At 33.4% G+C, this 16,757-nt stretch carries 13 protein-coding genes; 4 read left to right on the forward strand and 9 right to left on the reverse strand.

Annotated features, from left to right (window positions below):
* Nucleotide 1: 1 nt before the first annotated feature.
* The 3 genes from HNP35_RS14190 to HNP35_RS14200 form a co-directional block, all read right to left on the reverse strand.
* Nucleotides 2-1,171 carry a TolC family protein gene (locus HNP35_RS14190; RefSeq protein ID WP_246453527.1) on the reverse strand — a complete coding sequence of 390 codons (1,170 nt, stop codon included), beginning with the start codon at nt 1,169-1,171 and terminating at the stop codon, nt 2-4.
* Between the two features lie 186 nt (nt 1,172-1,357).
* Complete coding sequence (locus HNP35_RS14195) at nt 1,358-4,477, reverse strand: efflux RND transporter permease subunit (protein WP_184163219.1); 3,120 nt, start codon at nt 4,475-4,477, stop codon at nt 1,358-1,360.
* Between the two features lie 107 nt (nt 4,478-4,584).
* Entirely contained in the window at nt 4,585-4,908 is a 324-nt protein-coding gene (locus HNP35_RS14200) for a DUF6660 family protein (RefSeq protein WP_246453529.1), read from the reverse strand.
* A 302-nt stretch (nt 4,909-5,210) separates the two neighbouring features.
* Here HNP35_RS14200 and HNP35_RS14205 point away from each other — a divergent pair, with 302 nt between their 5' ends.
* Both HNP35_RS14205 and HNP35_RS14210 read left to right on the forward strand, forming a co-directional pair.
* A complete protein-coding gene (locus HNP35_RS14205; protein ID WP_184163222.1) occupies nt 5,211-6,332 on the forward strand; it encodes a hypothetical protein in 1,122 nt (373 codons plus the stop codon).
* A gap of 11 nt (nt 6,333-6,343) precedes the next feature.
* Nucleotides 6,344-7,102: a porin family protein gene (locus HNP35_RS14210; protein ID WP_184163225.1), complete on the forward strand. Its 759-nt coding sequence runs from the start codon at nt 6,344-6,346 to the stop codon at nt 7,100-7,102.
* A gap of 180 nt (nt 7,103-7,282) precedes the next feature.
* Here the strand turns inward: HNP35_RS14210 and HNP35_RS14215 are convergent, their stop codons facing one another.
* The 5 genes from HNP35_RS14215 to HNP35_RS14235 all read right to left on the reverse strand — a co-directional run bounded on the left by HNP35_RS14215 (nt 7,283) and on the right by HNP35_RS14235 (nt 13,856).
* On the reverse strand, nt 7,283-7,879 hold the full coding sequence (locus HNP35_RS14215) for a chemotaxis protein CheB (RefSeq protein WP_184163228.1): 597 nt from the start codon (nt 7,877-7,879) through the stop codon (nt 7,283-7,285).
* Nucleotides 7,858-8,670: a CheR family methyltransferase gene (locus HNP35_RS14220; RefSeq protein WP_184163231.1), complete on the reverse strand. Its 813-nt coding sequence runs from the start codon at nt 8,668-8,670 to the stop codon at nt 7,858-7,860. Before HNP35_RS14220 ends, HNP35_RS14215 begins: the two co-directional genes overlap by 22 nt.
* Before the next feature lie 7 nt (nt 8,671-8,677).
* The gene (locus tag HNP35_RS14225) at nt 8,678-9,043 is read right to left on the reverse strand and encodes a response regulator (RefSeq protein ID WP_184163234.1); all 366 of its coding nucleotides are present in this window, start codon (nt 9,041-9,043) and stop codon (nt 8,678-8,680) included.
* Nucleotides 9,044-9,060: 17 nt separating this feature from the next.
* Nucleotides 9,061-12,525, reverse strand: coding sequence for a response regulator (locus tag HNP35_RS14230; protein ID WP_246453531.1), 3,465 nt, complete (start codon nt 12,523-12,525; stop codon nt 9,061-9,063).
* A 110-nt stretch (nt 12,526-12,635) separates the two neighbouring features.
* Nucleotides 12,636-13,856: a hybrid sensor histidine kinase/response regulator gene (locus tag HNP35_RS14235; RefSeq protein WP_184163240.1), complete on the reverse strand. Its 1,221-nt coding sequence runs from the start codon at nt 13,854-13,856 to the stop codon at nt 12,636-12,638.
* A 388-nt stretch (nt 13,857-14,244) separates the two neighbouring features.
* Here HNP35_RS14235 and HNP35_RS14240 point away from each other — a divergent pair, with 388 nt between their 5' ends.
* A complete protein-coding gene (locus HNP35_RS14240; protein WP_184163243.1) occupies nt 14,245-15,090 on the forward strand; it encodes an SDR family oxidoreductase in 846 nt (281 codons plus the stop codon).
* A 227-nt stretch (nt 15,091-15,317) separates the two neighbouring features.
* Entirely contained in the window at nt 15,318-15,578 is a 261-nt protein-coding gene (locus HNP35_RS14245) for a SemiSWEET family sugar transporter (protein WP_184163246.1), read from the forward strand.
* A 69-nt stretch (nt 15,579-15,647) separates the two neighbouring features.
* Here HNP35_RS14245 and HNP35_RS14250 read toward each other — a convergent pair whose 3' ends face one another.
* On the reverse strand, nt 15,648-16,454 hold the full coding sequence (locus HNP35_RS14250; RefSeq protein ID WP_184163249.1) for a hypothetical protein: 807 nt from the start codon (nt 16,452-16,454) through the stop codon (nt 15,648-15,650).
* Between the last annotated feature and the right edge of the window lie 303 nt (nt 16,455-16,757).

The following is a 16,757-nucleotide window of genomic DNA, read 5'->3' on the forward strand; positions in this document are numbered from 1 at the left end:
ATTAATTGTTTTTAATGGTTGGGAATTGAAGTTCGATTGCACTTTGATTATAGCTGTGCGTTGCCTCTGCAAATTGTTTTTTAATATCAATTGCCTGATTTAGAAAACTGATATACGACCAATAACTCAAATCGCCATTAGCATAACTTTTCTGCGCTGTATCAATAATTTGATTGGCATATTGCAAACCTTCATTTTGATAATAATTCAGATTCTTTTGCTGTTTTTGAAAGTTATTCTGCAATTCTTCTCTTTGCAGATTCAAAATCATTTTGTTTTTGTCTAAAGCCAATTGCGATTGCGAAATGCTAATTTCCGCCGCTTTTGCTCTCGTCGTATTGACACCTCCAAACAGTGGAATTTGTAAGCCAGCAGTAAAACCTTGAAATAAAGATTCTGTATTTATAGTCTGCGCGAAATATCCCAAACCAAATTTTGGCGTTCTCAAAGCTTTAAAAGTTCCCGCTTCTTTTTGATAAACCGAAATTTGCTGTTGATAAAAATCGTTTATTAAATTCTCTGCTTTGCTATTTTGCTGATTTTCTATAAAAATATATTGTAACGCTGTACTTTCGTCAGGAACAATATTTTCTGTAGTTTGCACAAAAAACTGAAGCTGTTTCTGATAAATTGCCAAATCGTAATTCAATTGTTCTTTTTGCGTTTCAATTTCTTTGACTTTTGCTTTAGCGCTAATTACTTCGATATTACCGCTTTCTCCAGTTTTAAAACGCAATTCGGCATTTTTTAGAAATTTGGTGTAAATCTCATTCAATTCTGAGTTTAACTTCTGAATCGAAATTCCATACAAATATTGATAATACGCCAAAGTCACCGCTTTTTCGAGTTCGTAAGAAGACAATGCTTTTCTTTTTTCAGCCAATTTTGCCAATTCTTCCTGCAATTGACGATTCGCTTTTGTTACATTTCCTAAAGGAAAAAACTGTTGTATCGAAACATTATGATCGAAATCGGCACTATTGAATTGTCCGCCTTGATATTGCACTTGCAAAGGATCTGGTTGAAAAGCAGTTTTCTTTAAAACCGTTTGGCGTTCTATTTCTTTATCGGCAATTTTTAAGTCGATGTTGTTAGATTTTGCTTTTTCTAAAGCTTTTTCTAAAGATATTTTTTGTTGTGCAAATGTTGTTGTGCATACCAATAGAAACATAATTAACAAGCAGATAAATTTTCCCCTAAAGAATTTTATATTGATTTTATATTTTGTTCTCATCATTAATATTTTTTTACTTCACGCAGATTTAAAAGGATTTCAGCAGATATACGCAGATTATATTTGAAATTTTTAAATTAAATCTGTTTTATCTGCATAAATCTGCAGAATCTGCGTGAAAAATCATTTTACTTTACCGTTAAACTTCTCCAACATTAAATACAAAATCGGCAAAACGATTAAGGTTAATAAAGTTGCCGAGAATAAACCGCCAATAACCACCGTTGCCAAAGGTTTCTGCACTTCTGCTCCACCGCTTGTTGACAATGCCATTGGTAAAAAACCTAAAGAAGCTACAGCAGCGGTCATTAAAACTGGTCGTAATCTGGTTTTCGTTCCAATAAAAACGCGTTCCAATGGATCTGAAATACCTTCAAGTTTTAGCTGATTGAAATACGAAATCAAAACAATTCCGTTTAAAACGGCGATTCCAAACAAAGCAATAAATCCGATTCCCGCAGAAATACTAAAAGGCATTCCTCTTAAAACTAAAGCCAAAACACCTCCCATTGCTGAAAGTGGAATTGCAGTAAATATTAAAACTGCTTGTTTAATGCTATTAAAAGTGAAATAAAGAAGTACTAAGATTAATCCTAAAGCGACTGGTAACGCTACCAAAAGCCTTTCTGATGCTTCTATTAAGTTTTCGAATTGTCCTCCATAGGTAATAAAATAGCCCGAAGGAAGTTTATAGTTTTGATCTAAACGCTGTTTAATTTCTTCGACCACACTTTGTATGTCACGTCCTCGAACGTTTAATCCAACCGTAATTCTTCTTTTTCCGTCTTCGCGAATGACCTGCACGGGACCTTGTTCGTATTCTACAGATGCAACTTGTGAAAGTGGAACTTGCTGGCCATTTGGAAGCGGAATAAATAAATTGCTAACATCTGTAATATCGGCGCGGTTGTCTTCGTTCATTCTTACCACAACATCAAATCTTTTGCTTTCTTCATAAATTTTTCCAGCACTTTCTCCAGCAAATGAAGAACGTATAATCTGATTGATATCTGAAATATTCAATCCGTACAAAGCGATTTTATTGTAATCGTATTTAATCGTAATTTGAGGCAATCCTGTTACTTTATCTGCTTTTAAATCTCCAACGCCTTCAATGCTTTTTATTTTCGAAATCAATTCAGTGGCTTTAGCATCGAGAATTTCTAGATCGTCTCCAAATATTTTTATAGCAATATCAGAACGGCTTCCCGTCATTAATTCATTAAAACGCATCTGAATTGGCTGTGAAATTTCGATGTTAACTCCTGGAATTACTTCCATTTCTTCTTTCATTGCATTGGCTAAATCTTCCCAATTGCGGTATTTTCCAGACCATTCTTTTTTGTCTTTCAAAACAATAATCAAATCACCACTTTCAATGGGCATTGGATCTGTCGGTATTTCACCACTTCCAATTTTGCTTACAATGGTTTTGATTTCGGGAAATTTTGCCTTTAAAATCTGCTCATATTTTGTAGTAGTTTCAACAGTTTGCGAAAGCGAACTTCCAGTCATAATTGTAGCATTCATAGCCAAATCGCCTTCCTCGATAGTTGGAATAAATTCACCTCCCATATTTTGAAAAATTATTACGCTCAAGGCGAATAATCCGATGGCAACGGCAAGTACAGCATTTTTAAAAACCAAAGCTTTTTTCAACAAAGGCATATAAAGATTCTCAAGCCACAAAATCATTCGATCGCTAAAGTTTTCTTTGCGTTCTGTTTTCTTTGATAAAAATAGAGCACTCATCATCGGAACATAAGTCAATGACAAAATAAAAGCACCAATAATGGCAAAACCGACTGTCATCGCCATTGGTTTGAACATTTTTCCTTCTGTTCCAATTAAGGCCAAAATCGGCAGATAAACTATTAAGATAATAATTTCACCAAAAGCGGCACTATTTCTAATCTTTGAAGCCGAATTGTAAACCTCAGTATCCATTTCTTCTTGCGACAATTCTTTTTTCTTTTTGAATTGCTGCAAATGATGCATCGTCGCCTCTACAATAATTACGGCACCGTCTACTATAATTCCGAAGTCAATTGCGCCTAAACTCATTAAATTTCCGCTTACGCCAAAGAGATTCATTAGAATAATGGCAAAAAGCATCGCAAGCGGAATCACAGAAGCGACAATCAATCCTGCTCGGAGATTTCCTAAAAAGAGAATCAGAACAAAAATGACAATTAAAGCCCCTTCTAATAAGTTTTTTGTCACGGTTCCGATGGCATTATCTACTAATTTTCCTCGGTCAATAAAAGCTTCTGCCACAACTCCTTCTGGAAGACTTTTGTTAATCTGAATCATTTTTTCATGAATTCGATCGACAACTGCTTTTGAGTTTTCTCCTTTAAGCATTAAAACCAAACCCGAAACAATTTCGCCTTTTCCATCTTTTGTAGAAGCTCCGTAACGTAAAGCGACACCTTCTCGAACCTGTGCCACATCGCGCACTAAAACTGGCGAACCGTTTCTGTTTTTAACTACAACATTGCCTAAGTCTTTTGTTCCTTTCGCCATTCCGACACCTCGAATAAAATATGCATATTGGTCTTTTTCGATGTATGCTCCTCCCGTATTTTGGTTGTTTTTGGCTAAAGCATCGAAAATTTCGGTAATCGTTACACCCAAACTATTTAGCGTATTTGGATTAACGGCAATTTCATATTGCTTTAATTTTCCTCCCCAAGAACTTACTTCGGCAACACCTTTAATTCCTTGTAATTGCGGAATAATGATCCAATCCTGAATGGTTCGCAAATCGACTGCACTGTATTTATTTTCATAGCCTTTTTTAGCATAAACATCGTATTGGTAAATTTCTCCCAAACCTGTACTGATTGGAGCTAATTCTGGTGAACCAACATAAGCAGGTATATTTTCTTCTGCTTGTTTTAATCGCTGAAAAATTTGTTCTCTAGCCCAATAAATATCTACATCTTCTTCGAAAACAACCGTTACGACTGATAATCCGAAACGGGAAATACTTCGGAGTTCTATCACGTCAGGAACTGTTTTTACGGCTTGTTCTAACGGATAAGTAATTAACTGCTCAACTTCTTGGCTTGCAAGCGTTGGAGCTGTTGTAATAATCTGTACCTGATTATTGGTAATATCAGGAAGCGCATCTAGCGGTAATTTTTTTAGGGAATAACTCCCAACGGCAATTAATACCAAAGTGAATAATAGTATAATGAACTTATTCTTTATACTAAATTGTATGATTTTATCTAACATTTGAAATTATAATGAAATGAGAAATGAGACAATCTCTTGTCTATCTTGATTTTGTGGAAAATCCACAATTCTCTAATCCATTTTCCGAATTATCGGAAAGGATTTCATTATACTAACTGGGGCGGCTGCCAAATGCTTCCGTAGAAATTAGAAGCAAAAACGGAATTGTAATTGGGTATTGCTATCGAAATGATGTCGCAAACTTTTGGAAACTCAAAAATTATCGGAGTTTGATAACTTAAAACCTGAGCGCCACAGCAGTTGCAGGCGCAAAAAGGCGAACATAAATCGTTGTCTTTATCATGAGAATGACTTTCTTCAGAAGAAAATTGAGCCGTTTTATGCATAGCGCTATTCACTTCCATATCTGCACAGGGCATGTTAGAAAGTGCCATCAAATAGACTGATAATAGTATTGCTATCCATTTCATAAAACAAAAATAGGATTTATTCTTTTACAAATGATAAATTTAGTCAAAAGCAAAGCCAATTTTAAGCAACCAATAAAAATAAAAAGCATTGACTACCTTACAATTACAAAAGTAGTTTCTCAAAAAAAACATAAAATGTTAAAAATTTTTAATTAACTTTAACACAATTAACCACCATAAAAATTAGTTCATATTCCTTTTTGTATCAACCTGTAAACGAAAGATAAGCCGAAATTCCCCCAAAGAATACATTAGTACACATTTATTTAAGCAGTTTAATTAATTTAAAACACTACAAAGAAATGAAATGTAACAAACTAATATCAGCCCTTTTATTATTATGCAGTACATCAATCTTCGCACAAGTTTACACCGATAAAGTTGTTGGAGAAAAAAATCAAGAAGTTAAAGACAGTCTCAAAATCGCCGATTACCCTTACGCATTGCCAATTTGGGGACAAAAAGTAGCTCAGAAAGGCTACAAACTTCCTTACTCGGCAGGACTTTCACTTAATTATTTCTGGCAAGATTCTGAAATCGTTATTAGTAATCTCAACGTTGGTTTTAATAATGGACCGATGTATAATTTAGATGAAATTGTCCGTTTTGATAAATCTCATGTCGAAGCTGGCGCGCTCACCATTCGTCCAGACATCTGGCTTCTTCCGTTTTTAAATATATATGGAATTTTAGGAAAGGCTAATACCGCAACCAAAATCAACGCCGGAATTTATGTTCCAGATGCCGATAATAATTGGTCTCAAGTTGCTCATTTTAGTACAAAAGCCAATTTTAATGCGACAACATTTGGTCTCGGAATGACGCCAACTATAGGTATTGGTGGCGGATGGTTAGCATTAGATATGAATATGGCTTGGACCGATATCAGTTCTCTTGACAAACCTGCATTTTCATATGTTTTTGGTCCGCGATTAGGAAAGACATTTAAATTTCATAAACCAGAACAAAACATAGCCGTTTGGGTTGGAGGTTTCAGGGTTCATATTTCGGGTGATACTAATGGAAATCTGCCTTTATCTGATTTTATAGACTTAAGTAATGCCCAACAAAAAGTTGACGATGGTCTAGCAAAAGTTACAGAAAACCAAACCAAAGTAGACAATTGGTGGGATAGCTTAACTCCTGTTGAACAAAAAAATCCAGTAAATGTTGCCAAACATAATACTGCAAATAGAGCTTTAGAAAGTGCTGGAAATATTTTAGCAACCTTAGACGGCGCACTAAGCACTGCTAGTACATCTTCTGTGCAATATTCTCTTCAAAAAAGACCTAAAGATATGTGGAACTTTATTATCGGTTCGCAATATCAGTTTAACAAACATCTCATGTTTAGAGTCGAAGCTGGTTTTCTGGGCAGTCGAACACAAGCTTTAGGAGGTATTCAATATCGTTTTGGACTTTAATTCCTTATTTTATGAAAAAGGTTTTAATAGCAATTTTCACTTTCTTTTGTATTTCATCTGCACATTCTCAGGTTTTGATTTCTCTTATTTTCGGAGATAAATTGAATTCGCCTTTTCTGGAATTTGGACTTGAAGGAGGTATCAATCTTTCTGATATTTCCAATCTTGAAAGTTCTGGAATGAATCCGGGTTTTAATCTTGGTTTTTATTTTGATATAAAATCCAGAAAAAATCCCGCATGGATGATTAATACAGGTGTAATAGTAAAATCTCCAATGGGCGCACGACATATTCCTGTTTATTCTTTAGATGATGAAAATCTCGACAATACTTTTGAAGGCGGAACGGTAAACCGTGAAATTCGTTATTTTAATGTTCCTATTTTAATTAAATACCAATTTAAAAATAGAATTTTCGTTAAAACCGGACCTCAGTTTGGACTTCTTGCTTCCGCTTTTGATGAATTTACAAATGAAATTAATAAGAACGATGTCACTTATAAGAAAAAAATCAGAGATGAGATTCGTGTAATTGATGCTGGAATAGCTCTAGGAACGGGCTATCATATGAATGTAGGCAACGGACTGAATATTACTATTCAATATTACTACGGATTGGTTCCTGTAATGAAAGGTGATGGTCCAAATGTATATAATCGATCTTTATATTTAACAGCTGGTATTCCTATCGGAAAAGGAAAAGCAGCACAAAAAAGAGCAGAAAAAGATGCTGAAATGAATAAGGTTATTTTACCAGAAGATGAGAAATAGATATTCTATATACTTTTGATAAATTTTTAAACACATAGTAACATAGATTTTTTGTTTCTACAAAAGAAATTAATGAAAGAAACTAGTTTCTAACACATAGCTATGTGTATTGATGCAAGTGAAACGCCTTTTTATAGACAAAGAAAAGCTATGTTTCTATGTGTTAAAAAATAAATCTCTTTATGCTGTTTCTTTATTTATTTCATTTATAAACTGAAGAATTTCCTCTGTTTTTAAAACATAATCTGGCTGAGTATGCAGAATAGCATTATTGGGCATAAAAGACATTTCTGCAGAAATCGGGTTCTGAACAACTGTTATTCCGCCTGCTTCTTGAATCGCTTTCATTCCAACTGTTCCGTCTGCGTTAGATCCAGAAAGTAAAATTCCAATCAAACTGCTACCGTAAATTTCAGCAGCCGACTCAAATGAAACATCAATACTTGGTCTGCTATAATTTATTTTTTCTGAAGTATCTAATGAAAGTGTTTCGTTTTTTTCAAACAATAAATGATAGTTTGATGGTGCGATATAAATAAACCCAGCTTTTAAAGCCACTTTATCTTCTACTTCTTTTACTTTCACGTTTGATTTTAAAGCCAATAAAGCTTCTAAAGTCTGCTCATCCGAATTTTTTCTGTGAACTACAATGACGATTGCAAATGAAATAGGATTTGCTATAAAAGGCAAAATTTGCAGTAATGCCTGCAAACTTCCAGCTGAACCTCCAATTATAACTACTTTGCAATCTTTTATTATTCTCTTATTTTCCTCCATATTTTTTCTCTTTCAAACTGTTTATATTTGGTTTGAGATATAGAATATTTTATAGTTTCTTTTGTTCCGAGTGCTAAAAAACCTAAAACGGCAAGACTGTCATCAAATAAATTAACAACTCTTTTTTGCAGATTATTATCAAAATAGATTAAAACATTTCGGCACAAAATCAAGTCAAATTCATTAAAAGAGTTGTCTGAAACCAAATTGTGCTGCGAAAAAACCATCTTTTCAGAAAGATCTCCATTAAATTTGGCATAACCGTAATTGGCAATGTAATAATCTGAAAAATCCTGTTGTCCGCCAGAATCGCGATAATTATCTGCGTAATCTTTTATCATTCGAAGCGGAAATATTCCACTTTTTGCTGTTTCTAAAACTGCTGCATTAATATCTGTTGCATACAAAATAGATTTATGAAGCAATCCTAATTCTTTCAGCATAATAGCCATTGAATAGACTTCTTCGCCCGTAGAACAGCCGGCATGCCAGATTCTGATAAAAGGTTTTGTTCCCAACAAGGGAAGAATATCATTTCTAAGTACTGAATAAAAAGACGGATCGCGAAACATTTCTGTAACATTAACCGTAATTTCATCAATCATTCTTTTGCAATAATCTGGATCTGTGCGAACTTTTGAAAGAAATTCATGAAAATGCTTAAATCCATCTAAATAAAAAACCCGGCTAACGCGTCTTTTCAGTGAAGCTCTAGAATAACTTCCAAAATCAAAACCGTAGTATTCGTAAACATCATTAATTAGGGCTTCTAACTCAATATCTTCAATCATAATTCATTTAAATTTCCCCCAAAATCTGAAGTAATTTATCAACATCAACTGGTTTTGATATGTAGGCATCTGCCCCAGCTTCTAAACATTTTTCTTTATCTCCAGCCATTGCCTGTGCGGTAACAGCCACTACTAATGTAGATTCTTGCGACGGAATTGCTTTTATAAGCGGAATTGCTTCGTAACCGTCCATTTCTGGCATCATCATATCCATCAAAACCGCATCGATTGTGTCGTCTTCTTTTAATATTCTAAGCGCTTCTTCAGCACTTAAACAAGACAAACAGTCAAAAGATTTCGCTTTTAAAGTGTTTACTAGAGCAAAAATATTCCTAGAATCATCATCTACAATCAGCACTCTTTTTTTTCCCATTTACAGCTTTTTAGAGGTTAAATTTTATCATATAACCAAACTCGTAACAACGATAACAGCTGATCTACATCTACAGGTTTTGTGATATAATCTGAAGCTCCCGCTTTTATACATTTTTCGCGGTCTCCCGTCATTGCTTTTGCCGTTACGGCGATTACGGCTAAGTTAAGAAATTTAGGATTACTTCTTATTTTTTCTGCCGTTTCGTAACCGTCCATATTTGGCATCATCATATCTAACAATACCACATCTGTATCTGGATTTTCATCTAAAATTTTAATGGCTTCTTTTCCGTCAAAAGCTGTAATTACATTCATTTTAAATGCTTCTAAAGCTTTAGAAAGTGAATAAATATTTCGAACATCATCATCAACAATCAAAACTTTTTTCTCAAAAAGAATATTATTTAGAGAATTCAGTTTTTTGTGAATTTCTTTCACTTTACCTTCTTTTTTCTCTTCTACCAAATGAAGGAAAAGCGAAACTTCATCTAACATTCTTTGGTACGAATGTGCCGTTTTTACAATAATAGAATCGGCATATTTTCTAATTTTCAGTTCTTCTTTAATAGAAAGGCTTTTTCCTGTAAAGACAATAACTGGCAGATTTTCTAAACCTGGACTTTTCTTTACGCCATCTAAAATTTCGTAAGCTTGTTTGTCTGGAATTCCCATATCCAAAATCACACAATCTACATCTTTTTTACTAAGAACAGACAAACCTTCAGAAACTTCGCTTTTTATTTCAGAATTGATGTTGTACGTTTCTAAGAAATAAGCCAATGCTTTAGCATGTTTCGGATTGTCTTCAATAATTAAAACTTTTTGAGATTCTTTATTGATGATATGTTCAATACGCATAAAGACTTCTGGAATCTTGTCAAAAGCAACCGGTTTGTCTAAGAAATCTACTGCTCCTTTTAACAAACTTTCTTGTTTTAATTTGTGCGAAGACATAATATGAACCGAAATATGTTTGGTATTTGAATTGTTTTTCAATTCTTCTAAAACCTCCCAACCGCTTTTTACTGGTAATTCGATATCTAATAAAATTCCGATTGGTTTGTAGATTAATGCAAAATTTAAAGCATAATCTCCTCTAACCGCAACTACTCCTTTGTAACCTTTTTTCTGTGTAAAGGCCAAAAGTGACTTCGCAAAATTAATATCATCTTCAACAATTAGAATAACTTTATCGCCTTCTTCTATTGAATCGCGATCGTCTTCTATTTCTTTCGGAATAACTTCGCTGATGTACTTTGGTTTTACATCTTCTTTTGTTTCTTCGTCTGCAATTGCTTCTTTTGGCTGTATTTTATTTACTAAAACTTTATTAATTGCCAATCCTAAAACTGGAAGACATAAGGTAAACGAACTTCCTTCATTTACTTTACTATGCAATGTAATTTCTCCTCGAAGTAATTTGGCCAATTCGCGGCTAATTGACAATCCTAAACCTGTTCCTCCATACTTACGTTTTGTTGAACCGTCGGCTTGTTGGAAAGCTTCGAAAATTAATGGCTGTTTTTCTAACGGAATTCCGATTCCGGTATCTTTTACGATGAAGCAAATCAATTTATCATTGCCTGAATCCATTTTAATCTCAATACTTACCGTTCCTTTTTCAGTAAACTTAATCGCATTTGAAATCAGATTTTTTAAAATCTGCTCTAAACGCATTTTATCTGTTTTAATAACAATTGGAGCTTCTTTGGTAATAATTTCAAAATTGATTCCCTTTTCTTTTGCTACAATATGGAATAAATTATACAGGTTGTCTGTAATTTCTTTTGTCGAAACATCTAAAAATTCCAGTTCCATTTTACCTGCTTCAATTTTAGATAAATCCAGAATTTCATCAATTAATCCTAGCAAACTATTTCCTGAACTCTGAATTACTTTAGCAAATTCAATTTCTTCATTGTTCATGGTTTCGTTATTGTTTTCAGACAATAAACGGCTCAATAGCAAGATTGAATTTAGCGGCGTTCTTAACTCGTGCGACATATTGGCTAAGAATTCAGATTTGTAGCGTGTGCTTAATTCTAAAGCCTCTGATTTTTTCTGAATCTCCGTATTTTTTTCTTCCAATAAAACACTTCTTTCAGAAAGTTCTTCATTGGTTTGTTCTAATTCTTCTTGCTGTACGCGAAGTTCTTCTTCCGAAGCTTGCAGTTTTTCGGTTTGTGCTTCTAATTCTGCATTTATCGCTTCCAATTCACTATGCTGAATTTGAAGTTCTTCAGATTGCGATTTGGTTTCTTCTAAAAGTTCCATAACGCGTTTACGGTTTTGGGTTGCTTTTAAAGCGATTCCGATATTGTTTGCAACCAGATTTAAAAATTCTAATTGCAGCATAGAAAATCCATAAATACTTGCCAATTCTACTGCGCCTTCTACTTTAAAATCCATTAACGGAAGTGCCACAATATGAGTTGGTTTTATTTCTCCTAAAGCATAATTGATCTGAATATCGTCTGGCGAAAGTGATTTTAATTCCAACATTTTTCCAGATACAATTGCTTGTCCAATTAAACCCTCTCCTTTTTTGATTCGTTCTCTATTTTTGCTTGGAATATAGCTATATCCGCCAGAAACGGTCATTTCTTCACCATCAACAACATACAAAACACCGGCGCTACTATTGGTGTATTGGCATAAAAATTCGATTACATCTTTAGATAATTTCTGGATTGTTTTTTCGCCCAGCATTTTATCATTTAAAGAAGCTACACCAGACTGCAGCCATTCTTTTTGAGATAATAATTCGAAAGAACTTTTTAAAGAATCTTTCATTTCATGAATAGAACCTCCTAAAGCTCCTAAAGTATCTGCTTTTCTATCATCAATCTGAACATCATAATTTCCTTTTGAAATCTGAGTTGCAATACCACCAATTACTTCTAGTCTTTCAGCCGTTTCTTTATCTTTTTTCTCAAGTTCATTCTGCAACAAAGTCCTTTCATTATAATCTTTCAGAATTCTAATCATGAAAACAATTGATATAATAAAGGCAATAAAGAAAGCAACAACAATAAGAATCAAACTATAAGTACCATAACGTTCAGAATTGCCGTTTCGCTCTTCTAAAAGTTTCTGTTCAGTTCCTTCTACTTTTTTGATGATTGTTTTTATTTCATTCATCATGTTTCGGCCTTCATTCAAATCAAAAATCAGTGTTTCTTTGCTTAAACGCTTTTTTACGATTTGATTATTTAGGTATTTAAAGAAACCCGATCTTTTAGATCTTAGTTCGTCAAGCATTTTTCGCTGAGACGGATTATCAGATGTAAGTTCATCCAACTTATCAAAATAATTATTTGATCTTGTTTCAGCATCATTAAAACGGTCTACAAATTGTTCATCTCCTGTAAGCAGATAGCCTCTCATACTGGTTTGCGCCTCTACAATAATTCCCGAACCTTCGTTTAGGTTATAAATTACATCTTGAGTATGGTTTACCCAAGAGTTACTGTATAGCAAACTTTTAATACTAATAAAGGAAGCAACAGAACTAATAGTCAGTACAAATAGTGAAACTAGGGAGCTAATGAGTAAATTTCTTTTAAAATTACCGTTCATATATTTCTAAATTATTTTGATTCGTATTTCAAGGGAAGCACAATAATAAAGCTTGCGCCCTTTCCTACTTCACTTTTTGCAGTTATTAATCCGTTGTGTTTGTCTATTATTTTTTTTGCAATTGCAAGTCCAATTCCGGTTCCTTCGTAGGTTTGGCGGTCATTTAAACTTTGAAAGATAATAAAAATTCGATCTAGATATTTTTCGTCAAAACCAATTCCATTATCTTTTACTGTAATTCTGCAAAACTTGCCTTCTGGCGAAGTCGGACTGTCAATAGATTTGTCAACGATTATTTCAGAAGTTATTTCTATTTCTGGTTTATTTTCAGTTCCAGAAAACTTAAGCGCATTTCCTATCAGATTTTGAAAAACCTGACGCAACTGACTTGGAATACTATCTACAGTTGGAAGTTCGTTGGTTTTTATTGTCGCACTTTTACTTTCAATTAAATAATCAAAATCAGAAAGCACTTCTTGTAAAACCTCATTTAAATCTGTTTTTTCAGGTTTTACTTGAGCCGAAAGTCTGGAATATGCCAAAAGATCGGTAATAAGAGTCTGCATTCTTTCGGCCGATTTTATGGTTCGATCTACGTAATCTACCGCTTTGTCGTCTGCTTTTAAATATAGATCTTTTATGATTTTAATGAAAATCTGAATTTTACGAATCGGTTCATTCAAATCGTGCGAAACAACCCAAGAAAACTGCTGCAATTCGTGATTTCGAAGTTCTAATTCTTCATTTTTCTGAACCAATTCTTTGGTTCTTTCCGCAATTTTAATCTCGAGATTATCTTGTGCTTCTTTTCTAATTTTTATTTCTTTAGAAAGAAGGTCTTTCATTACTTTAAGTTCATTTTGCTGTTCGTAGATTTTGATAAAAGTTTTCACTTTCAAAATCAACAAATCAGAATCTACTGGTTTGGTGATATATTCTACCGCACCCGTTTCGTAACCTTTGAAAATGTATTTTTTCTCGGTATTTAAAGCAGAAAGAAATATAACAGGAATATCTTTTGTACGCTGATTTCCAGAAAGGATTTTTACCACTTCAAAGCCATCAAGTCCTGGCATTTGAACGTCCATGATTATTAAGCAATAATCTGTTTTTAAAATCTTTTTTAAAGCTTCTTCTCCAGATTCAGCACTATCGACATCGATATTATGCAGCTCCAATGTTTTCTTTAAGGCAATAATATTGGCCCTTATATCGTCTACAATTAATACCATGACTGGAAACTAAATCGGTTGTAAATCAAAATGCTAATTTTAAAATGAATGTAAAATTTTTCTTAGTTATTTAACGAGTTTCAAATAAGACTGTTAAAAATGATATGGAAAATCTCAAATGTATAAAAAAAATAACGAGCGGGTTTTTTATCTAAAACGAAATATTTTACACAATTCCCACTTTTGATGTGTTTTTCCGACTTCAAGAGTGATTGTGAACTTATTAGAAATTTTCCTGTTATTTTAACATTTCGCCCAATTGAATGTATTTTCATACAATCTAAGTCGTTTAAATTTTATTGAGGCAAACAAAATTGCTATCAAGCCAAATAAAAAACTAAATATCAGGTAATTTTAAAAGGAAATAAAAGCATAAAAAAGAGAAATCATGAAAAATAAAATAACCTTTCCCGAGCAAAAACAAAATCTTCCCGGTAATGAGCACATGATGAATCCGGAACCCGAAATTATTAGAGAAAATTATGTTGGAAGTGGAAAATTATTGGGAAAAACTGCTTTTATAACTGGTGGCGACAGTGGTATCGGACGAAGTGTTGCGGTGCATTTTGCAAGAGAAGGCGCTAATATTGCTATTGTTTATTTGAAAGAAGATAAAGATGCTTTAGAAACAAAAGCAATGATTGAAAAAGAAGGTCAGGAATGTCTTTTGATTAGCGGAGATTTGAAAGACGAAAAATTTTGCAAAACCGCTATAAAAAAATGCTACACAACATTTAAGAATATTAATATAGTCGTAAATAATGCTGCGGTGCAATTTCCGCAAACTGATGTAGAAAAAATAACGGCATCACAGCTTCAAAAAACTTTTGAGACTAATATTTATCCTTATTTCTATATCACAAAAGCGGCTCTGCCTTATTTAGAAAAAGACGATACTATTATCAATACTACTTCTGTAACGGCTTTTCGCGGAAGTGAACATCTGGCAGATTATGCCAGTACAAAAGGCGCAATTGTTAGTTTTACCAGATCACTTTCGACTATGCTGGCTAAAAGGCAAATTCGAGTAAACGGTGTTGCGCCTGGACCAATTTGGACACCACTTATTGTGGCTAGTTTCAATAAATTATCAGATTTTGGAAAAGATAATCCGATGGAAAGAGCTGGTCAGCCTTCAGAAGTTGCACCTGCTTATGTTTTTTTGGCTTGCGAAGACAGCAGTTATATCACGGGACAGTTTATTCATATTAATGGCGGTGAATTGGTGAGTTGATAAAGATTCTAAGGTTCTGAGATGCTATCCCGAGGATTCGGGACTAAGTTTTATTTACTTATAATTTAGTTGATTTCCTTGCCTTTTTTAATACTTCACTTGTCAATTTGATACAAATTTGAAATACTTTCTAGAGTTTCTTGCTGAGATTCCTCCTTCGTCGGAATGACAAACCAATCTTAGAACCTCAGAACCTTAGCATCTCAGAACCTTTAAAAGCTAAAAAAATGAATTACATCGATATCCTTGGTCTTTTTGCTGGAGCTTGTATCACAATCTCTACAGTTCCTCAAATTCTGAAAGTTTGGAAAACCAAAAAAGTAAAAGAAATTTCGCTTAAAATGTTCGCCATACTTACTTTCGGAATTGCGGTTTGGATTGTCTATGGCATTTTGAAAAACGATCTTCCGATTATTATAACCAATGGAATTTCATTAATCTTAAATCTTATTATGGTTTATTTTATTATTTATTATGAAAAAGAATAAATCGTTCTAAAAGAAAAAAACAGCTTGACCAAAGCTGTTTTTTTTGAAAGTGAAGATATAAGATGCTTACTAGCTAGCTAATTTTTGATTGTATGGTTTTAAAGCCAATGTTTTTGGGTGTAAGTTTCTTTTTAGGAACAAAACTGGCGCAGCAATTGTGCTTAAATTTAAATGAGAAAGTTTCTTAATTTCAGATAATTGTTTTGCAGCGAAATTCAAAATAGGCACAAATGGTGTCAAATAATTATAAGTATGTTGTGCTATTTCCAATTCTAAAACTTCGCGTAAAATACTCTTCATCAACAAATAACGAACTGTTCCTTGTTGCGGAATCGTTTTAAGCTCTTTAAATTTATTTCCAATTTTCTTATTTTCAGTTCCGATGTAGATATAGTTTCCAGAATTCTGTACAAAAATAGTACGCACCTGGTCGGCAAAGTCAGATTTGCTATGATCATTATTAGTTGGCATTCCGATTAATGAAAATTGAATATGTTTATGGCTTTCAAAATATAGAACACTGTTGATCGATGACGAATTGCTCATAATTCCAGACTGATCTTTTTTCAGGCATTTGATTTCGCCATTAGCACCAAAACTATGCATTACATTTCCTTTTTCACAGTGTGCAAAAAAAACAGGCGACATCGGATTAGATTCGATACTTAAATTGACATCTTGAGTAAAAGTCAAATCGAAATTTAGATAAGTCATCTCTTTCTCAAAACGGACTCCAGAAATACTTCCGTTTGCCCATTTAGATTTTATTGTCAATTTATATTCATTAGCGGTAACCAATAAATCACCGCCAAAACTATCTTTAAAATTATTAAAGACAGCATCAAATCCTCCTGTATTTATGTAAAGTTTCTTCATTATTATGGTTGGTTTTAGTAAATCGGTTAGTAATTATTTACGTACAAAAACTAACCTTGGTTTTCTTCTTCATTTCTATAATTCAAATTTCGTTTATATTGCTAATCAAATCTTTATACAATTTCGGAGAGATATTTCATAATTATTATTTTGAGAGGCCAAGGTTCTAAGGTTCTAAGTTTTTTTTAGGGACTCAGCCCCTTAGAACCTCAGAACCTTAGAACCTCAGAACCTCAAAAAAAAAAAAAAGCAGCTGCTCCAAATAAATTTGAAACAACTGCTCATCAGCAAAATAAAAATATC

Source organism: Flavobacterium notoginsengisoli, assembly GCF_014207905.1.
Classification (GTDB): Bacteria; Bacteroidota; Bacteroidia; order Flavobacteriales; family Flavobacteriaceae; genus Flavobacterium; species Flavobacterium notoginsengisoli_A.

Coding starts and splice junctions, on each gene's coding strand:
- HNP35_RS14205 (WP_184163222.1), top strand. CDS start 5,211: ATGAAATGTAACAAACTAATATCAGCCCTTTTATTATTATGCAGTACA.
- HNP35_RS14235 (WP_184163240.1), bottom strand. CDS start 13,856: ATGGTATTAATTGTAGACGATATAAGGGCCAATATTATTGCCTTAAAG.
- HNP35_RS14210 (WP_184163225.1), top strand. CDS start 6,344: ATGAAAAAGGTTTTAATAGCAATTTTCACTTTCTTTTGTATTTCATCT.
- HNP35_RS14195 (WP_184163219.1), bottom strand. CDS start 4,477: ATGTTAGATAAAATCATACAATTTAGTATAAAGAATAAGTTCATTATA.
- HNP35_RS14250 (WP_184163249.1), bottom strand. CDS start 16,454: ATGAAGAAACTTTACATAAATACAGGAGGATTTGATGCTGTCTTTAAT.
- HNP35_RS14200 (WP_246453529.1), bottom strand. CDS start 4,908: ATGAAATGGATAGCAATACTATTATCAGTCTATTTGATGGCACTTTCT.
- HNP35_RS14215 (WP_184163228.1), bottom strand. CDS start 7,879: ATGGAGGAAAATAAGAGAATAATAAAAGATTGCAAAGTAGTTATAATT.
- HNP35_RS14220 (WP_184163231.1), bottom strand. CDS start 8,670: ATGATTGAAGATATTGAGTTAGAAGCCCTAATTAATGATGTTTACGAA.
- HNP35_RS14245 (WP_184163246.1), top strand. CDS start 15,318: ATGAATTACATCGATATCCTTGGTCTTTTTGCTGGAGCTTGTATCACA.
- HNP35_RS14225 (WP_184163234.1), bottom strand. CDS start 9,043: ATGGGAAAAAAAAGAGTGCTGATTGTAGATGATGATTCTAGGAATATT.
- HNP35_RS14240 (WP_184163243.1), top strand. CDS start 14,245: ATGAAAAATAAAATAACCTTTCCCGAGCAAAAACAAAATCTTCCCGGT.
- HNP35_RS14190 (WP_246453527.1), bottom strand. CDS start 1,171: ATGTTTCTATTGGTATGCACAACAACATTTGCACAACAAAAAATATCT.